The 11,057-nt window shown below is 54.3% G+C and carries 6 protein-coding genes and 1 pseudogene; 3 read left to right on the top strand and 4 right to left on the bottom strand.

Annotated features, from left to right (window positions below; translation table 11 throughout):
* Positions 1-122: 122 nt before the first annotated feature.
* The 3 genes from OIU37_RS34220 to OIU37_RS34210 form a co-directional block, all read right to left on the bottom strand.
* On the bottom strand, positions 123-1,559 hold the full coding sequence (locus OIU37_RS34220) for a transposase (RefSeq protein ID WP_372353435.1): 1,437 nt from the start codon (positions 1,557-1,559) through the stop codon (positions 123-125).
* Between the two features lie 944 nt (positions 1,560-2,503).
* On the bottom strand, positions 2,504-3,460 hold the full coding sequence (locus tag OIU37_RS34215; RefSeq protein WP_264260104.1) for a hypothetical protein: 957 nt from the start codon (positions 3,458-3,460) through the stop codon (positions 2,504-2,506).
* A gap of 768 nt (positions 3,461-4,228) precedes the next feature.
* A complete protein-coding gene (locus OIU37_RS34210; RefSeq protein ID WP_264260103.1) occupies positions 4,229-4,852 on the bottom strand; it encodes a hypothetical protein in 624 nt (207 codons plus the stop codon).
* Between the two features lie 1,575 nt (positions 4,853-6,427).
* Between OIU37_RS34210 and OIU37_RS34205 the strand changes: the two genes are divergently transcribed.
* Together OIU37_RS34205 and OIU37_RS34200 are read left to right on the top strand one after the other, a co-directional pair.
* On the top strand, positions 6,428-6,745 hold the full coding sequence (locus OIU37_RS34205) for a hypothetical protein (protein WP_264260102.1): 318 nt from the start codon (positions 6,428-6,430) through the stop codon (positions 6,743-6,745).
* Between the two features lie 722 nt (positions 6,746-7,467).
* Positions 7,468-7,755: a hypothetical protein gene (locus tag OIU37_RS34200; RefSeq protein ID WP_264260101.1), complete on the top strand. Its 288-nt coding sequence runs from the start codon at positions 7,468-7,470 to the stop codon at positions 7,753-7,755.
* Between the two features lie 2,034 nt (positions 7,756-9,789).
* Here OIU37_RS34200 and OIU37_RS34195 read toward each other — a convergent pair.
* Positions 9,790-10,224: pseudogene (locus tag OIU37_RS34195) on the bottom strand (PhoU domain-containing protein); the annotation flags it as partial.
* On the opposite strand from OIU37_RS34195, the gene OIU37_RS34190 reads away from it, so the two are divergent.
* Positions 10,114-10,866: an oligopeptide/dipeptide ABC transporter ATP-binding protein gene (locus tag OIU37_RS34190; RefSeq protein WP_372353436.1), complete on the top strand. Its 753-nt coding sequence runs from the start codon at positions 10,114-10,116 to the stop codon at positions 10,864-10,866. The pseudogene OIU37_RS34195 and the gene OIU37_RS34190 sit on opposite strands and share 111 nt — an antisense overlap.
* Positions 10,867-11,057 lie beyond the last annotated feature (191 nt).

Here is an 11,057-nt window from a genome sequence, read left to right as displayed (position 1 = left end):
TTTGACAACGCAGATCTCCAGACGGCGTTGGACAGCGAGAGACCCCCAATGGACAGCGTTGGACAGCCGATGGACAGTGATGGACAGGCTTGGACAGCCCCTCGGCCTGATGGACAGCGCTCTCATCCATTAGCGGTCCCCTCACCAAGCCCTTTGGCTAACAGCAAGAGCAGGTTTCGCGTGAGATCCGTGCCGCTGTCGCCACAGGATTGCTGGAGTGTTGCCAGAAGGTCTGTGACATTGGCCACTGCCGCGGGCACGGGGGGCTCCGAAGACTGCCTCCTCTTGATTTGAGGACGGTCGGGTTGCCAGTCCTTGTCGAGGCCACGCTCGCGCAGACAGACCTCAATCTCCTCCCAGATGCCGTTTTCCTGCCAACGCTGGAACCGTCTGTAGACGGTATTCCACTTGCCGAAGCGTTCTGGCAAGTATTTCCATTCACAGCCGCTCCGAAGCCAATAAAGAACGCCGTTCAGGGAGCGTCGATCATCGGGAGGAGCCTTGTCCTTGCGTCCCCGCCCGCCTCGCATCACCACTTTGCAGGCTTCCCAGTCCTCATCGCTCAGATCGCGACTTTCTGGCTTGTCTGCCGCGATTTCTTCGGGCGCCTCATCCAACTCCGGTGCTGCTCCTCCAACCACATCGTCCATGCTCTCGTCTTCCCCGATGCCAACAGGTTCCTGCTCTTCGTCGAAAGACGACGGGTTGTCCTCCACCGATCCCCAAGCATCCTCTCTCTCAACGCTGCTTTGGTTGGACGCCTCGCTGGTCTTTGAGCCCGTATCCTCGACTATGTCCTCCATCTCCTCGGCGTCACCACTGTCCGAGCGTCCCTCCTCCGCGTCGAAAGGCGCCAGATCTTCTTCTGCCGACCGGAAGTCTTCATCCTCATCCTGCTCCTTTTGGTCTTCCGCGTCGCCGAACCCACGATTATCCAGCCTCTCCGCTGACGAGCCCTCCTCCTCACCCAAGTCCCTTTTTTCTTGCCGGCTGCGCGTCAGCGCGTCACGAACCAGAGCCACGTATTTCTGTTTGCCAGGCTCTTCCCGACCGAACTGAATATCCCAGGCAAAATGGGCGATCCCTCTGCGAGAGCGGATTTTGTCCTTTCTCCTAGCACCAAAGAGGGTCGAAGAAACGCCGTCTCCTCCCGCTCTGAGATAGCCATCGAGCGCGATAGCAATCACGGACGAAGAGGGAACAAAGTTCTCTCTGACCGCGGCGAGGGAGAAGGGCAGAAGGTGAAAATGCGTCGCTGATACCGGGTTAGTCCTTCGACTGAGCTCCTCCCAATCTGCTCGGGACGGCGCTGTGGTGTGGAAAACAAAGAAGGCAGTTTTGCCATTGAAGTCGACCCTCCCTTGCCTTACGGGGTCATTCCGTATGAAGTTCATTTTGAAAAGTTGGATTGTTGTCGCGATAAATAGAAAGTTGGTGTGCAGCAAAAAAATATCTGAAGGGTGGGCGATGCGCGTGGGGAAAATAACACTCCACCGATGACGCCGACCAAAAACAGAGATCGCTGTCGTGGCACTAATCGGGCGTTGGCTAACCAACATCGCTCACCGGTCTCGCAGCCTGAGGGGTGCGCGCAGAGCCGCAAATTTCCTGGCTGAGCACACTGGAATTTTTGCGCATGACGCGCCAGGGTTTCGGGAAATGAAAACCAATTTCCCGCACTTATCGAACCCAACCAGCGAGCCAATCAGAACTGCTGGCAAACCTCCTTGACCACGAAAAACGTTGGGGGCTGCATCAGTGTGTGTCACGATATTGCTCGGCCGCATTTAGGACCCTTGGCTAACCAATGAGAAGTGAATAGTGCTCTTGGGGCCATTGGGCTTTTTTGCCCATGTGCGCGCGTGCCGCAGAAAATGAAAGTCCAATTTCCCGCACTGATAAAGCCTGACCAATGATCCAGTGAGACGTGCCGACGGACCCAGCTTAAGGTCCACCTTCGCATCCTCGTGCGACACAACCTGGGCTTGGCCGCATCAACGGGCCTTGGCCAGCCAGTGAGAGCACACGGTTCTTGACGCCATTTGCAGTCTGGGGCGGCACACCGAAAACATGACACGTCACTCTTGCAAACTGCAAGAAATGCGATGTGCAACAATACGAAAACATCTCTCCGACCCCAGCGCGCGCGTGGGCTCGAAGGAATGTTCTCAGTGGTTGGTAAATGCCGAGACCATTCCCCAAGTCACGTGGTTTGACGATGATATTGATGAATAGAACCCGTGGAAACGCTACGCATCAAGCCTACCATTCGCTGAGCCTGAATTCGACGCAAGGGATCGCAGCACATCTGATCCCACGTACCGCATGCATGGACGGGCCGTGCCGCGCCATGCCCGAGAGCAACCAACGGATTGAGCTTTCCTACCTGCGCCGATCATAAGTTCTGTGAGGCTCAACGAGTTATCAAGAACTTCAACGGAAGAGAGACAACACATGGTATCAATACAAGTAGTCAAATTTGAAAACTAGCGATCTCAAAGTGCTAATGAAACAACTGAAAAGGACTGCCATCCGGGCTCCATGCTATGTCCGTGTCGCAATCGCTACGCGAGATCCATTCCCCGTCTGAGCCGAACTCACGCTCGCGCCCCACGCCATTCGCATGATCTCCCTCCTCCAGCATTCCATCTGTGCTTCCATCCCAATGTTCGACAGAGGGCATCAGATCAACCCATCCGTTCTCGCTAACAGGCGGGCTTGGGGGAGCACCGATAACCGTTTCCAGCTGATGGGTAATGGCATAGGCGGGGCGAGGTGGTGAGGGAAGTTTCTCTTCAACGCCTTCCTCGGACTTGCTGAAACCATCGTCTGGCGCAGCGTGAAGGGTGCAAATGCGCGGAGCGGTGCCGTTGTAATAGAGATCCTCAAGTTCCGCCCAGTCGGCATGGAGTTCCCAGAAGTCGGCGGCAGTCAGGTGTGTGAAGCGCAACAGTCGGCATGGTTTCAGTCCCGGGAGCATCATTGGAGAGGCACCGCCATTGGCGAGCTTGTGGATCATGAATGTCCGATGGAGCCGCATCATGGGCAGCTCTCCAACCGTTCGTTGCCTGATCTTATCGAGAGCAGTCATGAGTTTGGCGTGGAACTCAAAAGCCTCGTTAACGGGACGTGCGAGCGCCATCATGATGTTCATAGCGGTGTCCTGCAAAAAATTGTTGTTGCTGAAAGGCCACCGGCACGTTTTGATCCCCCGTGCTGTCAAAGTCACGATGCCATGCTGGCTGACGCCGATGTGCTGGGGATCGTTGGAGATGGCATGCGCCATCATTTCGTACGGCAGGTCGCACCAGTGAAGGTAGATGGTGTTGGGGGCAGAGCGCAGATCGTTCGGCCAAAGTTTGCACGATCTTGCCAGCGGGCTGATGAAAAAAACATATTTTGTCTTCCGAACCGTGATCGCGAATTGCTCGACGTCAACCTGGGGAACCGGGCGTGTCATCGTCGAATGGACAACAAGAAGATTGGAAATCGATTTGGCAGAACTCGCAATTCGTTTGAAGAATGGTTAAAGGGTGGACAGTGATGGATAAAGGATGGACAGTGATGGACAGGGGCGCAGTTCTTTATGTCGTTCTTTTAGCGAGCGGCCTGTTTCGCGAATTGCGGTTGATCACACATTGACGGCGTCATTGGCTAGAGACACCGTCCCATTCAGGTTAAGCGTCAAGACCGTGTGGGGAGCATCCCGTACTTCCCCTGCTTGGCGGAAATGAATGCGAACTATTGAGCAAGGTTCGCAACGCCACCATTGTCCATCCAAATTTAGCTGCTTCAGGGCCCTTCCGCCGTAGCGGAGTGAGTTAATCTCCCAAAATCTGTCGAAGCCATTCCAGTTTTGATTTCGGCTACACCAGTTCTCTGATACCGGTTGCTTCATCAGATGGAAACGCAGATCGCCTTTGCGGTCGAGAGCAGCTTTGCATGCCTTGACCTGTGATTTGCAGACAGGTTTGCTTGTGGCATGACGGCAAGTGGTTCGCGCTGGCAACGACGCACTCGTACGACAAGGCTGGCTCAAGGCAACCGGTCAGCGATGATGCAGGCCATAGTCCATATTACCCCGGATCTTCTGGATCTTGTTGCCTTGCGCTCGGCAATCTTGCACGACGCGGCTGCAGGACAAACTTTTCGAGCCTCACTGAAAGACAACGTCACCCGTTCGTAAGGCTGCGTTTATTTGACTGCGCGATGAAATCGGCTGATCTATCTACACGGTAACCAAGTCGCCATGAACAATCAGCCCCGCATCTTCTTTCACAATGTCGGCCGATGCATCCTTCATTTCATCCAGCTTCCTCCATTGAGGAGCATTCCGGTCCAACACCGCAGAGACCATGTCGAGATTGGCTTTGTCATCTTTGGAGAGGTCACAATTGCTGACCAGAAGGACCAACAGCCCGATCGAATACCATCCCGACTTTCGCTTACTGAGAAAAATGGGATAATGAACTCCCTTTGGCCATTTCTCGTCATCATCGCATTTCGATGCCGCTGCGATATGCGCATAGGAGATGCGGCGAATGCGCGACGTCGAAAGGGATCTCCAAACCGTCGGCCAGGCGGGGTTGGAATGCGAAGGTTTTTCGCTCTCCAGCTGACCGGGTGAATGCAGGATTATCCCGCCGTTGCCGGTGACGATCTTGGAGAAGAAATCAAACAAGGTCTTGTCGACAGTTCGCTGCTGGAAGGCGTGCTCGAACTCGTTGTCGAGATCGTGATACCAGATCTCGATACCGTGTTTTAAGGCCATCCGCGCCACCTCCTTGAAGCAGACGTCGAGGACCAGTTTATCTTTGTCGGGCGAAATGATCTTCCTGCCCAGGAAGTTCACGACACACTGCGGATCAGTCAGTGCGATGCAATTCGATATGGAACCGCTGGAAAAGTTGACTTACCCTCCTCCGAGAGACTGCTGTTTTCAGCTTCTCCAGCGTGAACTCTTCCGCATAGGGATCGAGAATATAAAATCCTGTTGCTCCGCTGGCCATGATTGCTGTTGGGAGTACAGACAGTTCAGGATGCCGGAGCGTGAAAATAGGATGGTTTTCAATTAAAACGGAGCGAAAAGAATGAAGATGCGGACTTTATCAGGTTTCCCCTCCCTCCTGGCTGTTCTGGCTTGAGCCCACCCACCCTGCGCTGTCCATCACCTGTCCATCCCTGTCCATCCTTGTCCATTTGATCGGCGACTGACGTGGCCAACCAGGATAATCAACTGGAAACGAGTGGTGTGGCAGCAGTCATCAAGGATACGGTCCAAAGTTGGGCCGAATACGACCCTGCGCCGAGCCCCCAAGTGGAGCTTCACGCCAAGACGCGTGGGGGAACCAACCAGCTCTCAGGCCAAGATCGTGGCTGAATTTGTCCCGTCAGCGGTCTCACCTTCGCGGCAGCAGCCCAGGTTATTGATCGACGGTGTTGGCAGCTCACGTAAAAAATCTCCATCAGCATTCGCATTGCTACACGCCAAAGGGGATGCACAACGTCACGGAAGAGAAGAGCGCTGTGCCCGGAACATCAATCTTGATTGAAAATTGCTACAGAAAGGAAGCCATAACTACAACGCAACATTTCGCCCGTTGCAACGCGTTTCATTCTAGTAGGCCTCTGCTGTTCTCCCCACAGGCCCTAGTGAAAACATGTTCCTCAAGCCTACACGCGAGACCGACATCCCAAAGACATGTTTCGCGCGTGTCGCCAGATCGGGCAAAGGGGGGCTTTTGGCTGGAACCGTCATCGTCGCCTCTCTGAGCGCGGAGGTGGATCTCGTCCAACGCAGATTTCGCAACGAGCGTTTGTCGCCGGCGTCATCGCTGGAGGATGTTGAGCCGGAATTGCGGGCGTGACCCGTTCGAGTTTCGTCCTTGCCCTCAGACGCAACCATGGGAGAATTCGTCCAACCTTCGTTACCCTTCTGTCGCTTCGCCGGTCTGCCCGCGGTGGCAGGTCGATCATCCTTTGGCACGCCAATTAACCCCGAAGGGCTGACTGCTTCCTGGGACCTGGGCCGCGTCTGGAGGGCTGGCGGAGGACTGTCTGGCTCGGAAGTTGGATCAGATGCGAGTACAGTTTCGATGGAACCAGGCCGGATGGTTGCGGCACTATCTGGACGACGGAGATCGAGGCTGGCGTCGCGGCTCTCAACTGCCGTCGTTGCACAATGCCTGAACGTCACGGCGGAGGCTCTTTCTTCCTTGCCAACATCTGTCTCCGCCGGCGCGGGCACGGCGTCAAGGCATCGCTCTTCTCTCCTCGTTGTGACCGTCCCTGCAAACTTCCGTGCGAATTCTCTTCTTTCTTCAATGTTCGCGCCGGACACCTCGGGGAAAAGACTTGTGGCGATCATCGCGATGTCTTCGAGCGAGTAACGCGTGGTTGCAGGAGTATAATCCATTCGGCCGTCCCCGTGCAGGTTCAAAAAGCCGTCCTCGCAGATAGGCCGAAAAGCCATCTGGCACTGGAAGGCCCGTTCAACGTCCATGACGCTGCATTTGGAAACAAAGACATGTTTGATCCCGGGGAGCGCAAAGGTACAGTTTCCGACAGTAATTTTCCGCCTGTTGAAGTACGAATGCGATGGAGGGCCGTCACAGAAGTAGAACTCAATCTTGTAGAAAAGAAATGGGAGAATATATTGCTCGCATTGGCCAACCGTCATAGCGAAACTGAAAATGTGCAATTATCTTCTTGCGTCGTATTTTTGGTGAAGCGTAGGTATTGCTGAACGTGAGCAAGATTTCCGTTGGACAGTAAAGTCGGTGGTTGGACAGCGATGGACAGCGATGGACAGGGGAAACCGCTCTTTATCCTACATTTCCCTACCCATGTCGCACGTCGGGAAGAGGGGGCAGACCATGGCGGCTGGGCAGCGCCACTGCACACAGGCTAACCGGTTCGAGCACGACGGAACGCTTGGTCGCAATCTATCGATTATCAGCTCCATTTTTTTAGAGCAGGCCCCCCACCAACACGGACGGGAAGCCAGGGTCGGCCCATCCGTCACTTCCCCGAAATGCCGTGCAAAGCGCTCGCTGTTACGCCCAATCGCCATCGAGCCCGAGCATTGGCGCTGATTGAATGGGGTTTGATCGCCACATTTTATCCGGATTTATCATGCCGACCGTATTGCCGAGGACGAGTTCGCTTGTGAAAGAACGCCACTGGGTATCCCCCAAAAGCAATCTTATCCCTCCAGTTTGCGGCAGACGCGGCATGCCCCATTTCCTTCGTCGCGTTCCTCTCCCTGTTATAAGAGATCCGCTGGCTCCCGTTTCGCCCATTCCTCCAACCATCATTCACCGCAGGCGACATTCGATTTCGTAACCAATTCGTCCCATCATGTCTCTTTCGGCGAGCGAACACTCCTTTCAGCTTGTTGAGGATGAAATTTCCGCCGATTTCTCCTTGTATCCCACCTGCCCACCTCCCGATCGACTAAGGGCAATCTTGAACGACAAGAAGGCGAACTTCTTCCACGTCATCGGCTACAGCCAACCTGTCAACAGCCTCCGCGAACATCCGAATTGCGCCGATCAGAATATATACGTCGTGGGCTGTGATGGTTATTGGGTGTGGGAGAACAACGAGCCCGTATGCATCTCCGGCAAAGGCCTCGGCTGGCTGAAGCACTTCTGCAAATATGCGGCAGCGCGGGTCGAAGGGATCGACTATGAGGTCGGGCGCAGAATGGCGCAGCGCCTGTTCGACGAAGTCGTCGGATTGCTCACTGGGTAAGCTGATATCATCTCGTATCCAGCACCTGCCCTCGGTTGCAACATCTCTCGCTAACATCGGCCGTGGATAGCGGTCCAGGGACGGAGAAGCCGAAGGCAAACATTCGCTTTGAAAAACCCAGTTTGACGCGGTCTGACCCTCTCGACATGCTCCCTATCTCTGAAGAGACAGCTCGGAAGGCGGACATTCTCTTTCGGAAGGAGTGTGATGCCTTCATTGACAGTATCGCTGCCCCTCTCCCAACAAATCGGCCTGAACCATCACAGAGGCCCTCGATGAGCAGGAAGGGTATCGTTGCCAAGCGCTCTTTTTTTTCAAGGCAAGAGGCAGGGCCGGCGGTAACTGTAATGTAGTCATCGTCAATGGAAATTCTGTCCTGAGTTCTGTCGCGTCGTGATTGCGCGTTTGATCCAAATAAGTTCCACTTCATGCTCACCTGGCTTCCGCCTCGGTGGCGTGTACATTGCCTTCTGCTGTACCAGTTGAAACCATCTTTTCTGAAAATGTAGTATCCGAAAGTCGTTGTTGAGTTCGAAGCTGATGTCGATTTCGTGATGCGCGTCGGGATAGCTGCTGTTGGATGTCGAAGTGTCGGGGACGTTTTCGCGATGGTCTGAGGTGAATGAAGTTGTAACGTGTGCAGCGAGAGAGGATATCGAGGAAAGGCTGAGGAGGAAGGGCGCGGCTTTATAATCGCAGTGCGGCTCCCCTCCAGGGCGCAGTTGCCTTGCAGCGCCTTGTCCTACACCGCCTTAGTCGGGCGTAGAATTCAGGCAACCGGCCCACACTCACCGGTCTGCGAATTTCGCCCCGAAGCTTGGACCTGCCAGCGCCTCCAGAGTAGCGATTGGCAGCGTTCAGCCTGATGGGGTAGACATCAAATCAGGAGCTTCGAAATTCAGTAGTCTAGAAAGTGCAGTGTTGAGCCCGCCGCGAACCCCAGATCGGCGCCAACCTCGCTTCGGCACGGGCCGCGACCGTTGTTGATACAACGTCACTTCTCCCTGCGGAAGAGATTGCAACATTGGTTATAAAGAACCGCATCCGCTGGAGCATGTCGTGTGATCCCTCCTTCTGTTGCTCCGTGTCAGGGCTTCTTGTTGCCATCCCTATTACCGATCAGGCGTTAAATCCTCATAGGAAACTGACTGTAGGAAGCCAAACATGATGGTAAATTCCTTGCGCCAACGTAACAGTTGGCTCCCAGTCTACTTGGCCATTGGAGTGGCTCCCGGCCTGAAGTATGCTAAATTATGGTTTATCCGTGTAAGTATGCATAGTTACATGTGGAATATGAGTATAAGCGTAGAATTATTTTAGATAAATTCTAGAATGTTGCTGCATATGCGCTTCCTCTAGGGTAAATATCATACTTTATATATTGCAATAAACAGCGTTCACTTCATTCGCGCGATCGGAAATATTAAGCACAGTAATTGTACTTCTTGGGGATTTGTAACGTTGTTGTTGTATGTTTATTATTAATCAAATATCACGCGGGCATAAAATGTAACTATCGCATCCATTTGCATTTCCAGACAACGCGTGTTCAAGCATTCCTTGATGGAATTCAGCATGACGAGAAAACTTCGCTTGATCTCATTTGTTGGCGGCTTACTCCCTGCCCTCTGTCATAGCCATATCGTACTCGCTCCTCCGATGCGAGAATGATTTCCTGGAAGAATTGAGAAACGTACCCTAACCCACAGTAATAGCCTACCTGTCAGCAGTGGCATTCCGGGAAACACTGATGGACAGCCTTTGGGGCAATTGGACAGAACTTTACCCCCGATGGACAGCCGTTGGACAGTGATGGACAGCAGCGATAATGCGAGCGGACCTTAGGGTTAGGGTTAGGGTTAGGGTTAGGGTTAGGGTTAGGGTTAGGGTTAGGGTTAGGGTTAGGGTTAGGGTTAGGGATGTTTACATTCGTATATTTCCTGCCAAGCTGGCTAACGCCGCAATCCACAAGAATATGACTGCTGGGATTGCAAATTCTTGCCATGTCTAGCCTCCGACTAAGGTCGATTGCAATCAGCTCGCAGTGCGCAGTCTGCTTTCGATCAGGAGACCGCTCTCGTCGAGGATCGGATGGGCGACCGAGACAATATGAGCGTTGATGCGCTTCAGGTCGCGCAGCACGTCGAGGTGCAGCGAGCTGGTCTGTACGCTGTCGGCGCGGCCATCGCGCAGGCATTCGAGATGACGCTCCGCCGATTGTTTTTCCATCCGGCGAACTTCGACTTTCATTTCCATCAGCTGCCTGGCGAGATTGAAGTCGCGAGTAACGAAGATCGTTTGGGCAATCCGCAGGTTATCGATGGTCAGATCGAAGAGCGTCTTCAACTCTTCGTACCCATCCACCGAGAGCTTCAGGCTGAGCGAGGCTTTCTTGAGGAGACCTTTTTCGATGATGTCACCGATATGCTCGAGGTTGATCGCGTAGTCGATGATGACGATCGACCGGCGTCCGGCCGCGACGGCGCCTATGAACGAACCGCTGCCATGCTAGAGCGTGTCGGTCTGTCGAGTGCAATGATGAGCCGCTATCCCCATCAGATGTCGGGCGGCCAGAGACAGCGCGTGGTTATTGCTCGTGCTCTGATCCTTGATCCGAAGCTCGTCGTCTTCGACGAGGCCGTCTCTGCCCTTGATGTTTCGGTACAGGCGCAGGTCGTCGCCTTGCTGCGCGAGCTTTGGCAGGAGCTCGATCTCGCGTACGTGTTCATTACCCATGATCTTCGTATCGTTCGTCATCTCGTTGATCGCATCGCTGTCATGTATCTCGGCCGCGTCGTCGAGACCGGAGATATAAAGTCGGTTTACCAGTGGCCACGCCATCCCTATACGCGCGCTCTTCTGGCTTCCGTTCCGACGATGGACCCGACAGTTCGCAATATCGAACCGCCGATCAAGGGTGAGCTTGATGCTTCGAAGGTGGCGCAGGGTTGTGCGTTCCGTTCGCGCTGTCCTTTCGCAATCGACAGATGCGCAACCGAGACACCCGTCCTTCGGCCAGTTGGTCAGCAAGTCGCATGCCACCGGGCGGAAGAATTCCCGCAATCGATCACGTCGTCGCCCGAGACCGCGCTGCATAAGGAGATCGCGTGATGGGTCCGTTCATCCTGGCCCGTATTATCCGGGCCATTCTTGTCCTTGTCTCCACAGTAACGGTTGTCTTTATCGTCCTTCGTCTCAGCGGGGACTCCGCGCAGCAGATGCTTTCCGACGAACAACGTCACCCCGCTGACGACACTTCGGGCCGCCCCAGTTTTCGGTGAGGCACGCCATGGGAGGGTTAT

The sequence above is a fragment of the Rhizobium sp. BT-226 genome (genome assembly GCF_025847085.2).
Lineage (GTDB): Bacteria > Pseudomonadota > Alphaproteobacteria > Rhizobiales > Rhizobiaceae > Rhizobium > Rhizobium sophorae.
Note: the sequence above shows the minus strand (reverse complement) of the source record. Positions and strands in the feature narration are given on the sequence as shown.

What these genes read in the sequence shown, in the direction of transcription:
- OIU37_RS34215 (WP_264260104.1), bottom strand. Translation starts at nt 3,460, where the DNA reads ATGACACGCCCGGTTCCCCAGGTTGACGTCGAGCAATTCGCGATCACG.
- OIU37_RS34220 (WP_372353435.1), bottom strand. Translation starts at nt 1,559, where the DNA reads ATGTTGGTTAGCCAACGCCCGATTAGTGCCACGACAGCGATCTCTGTT.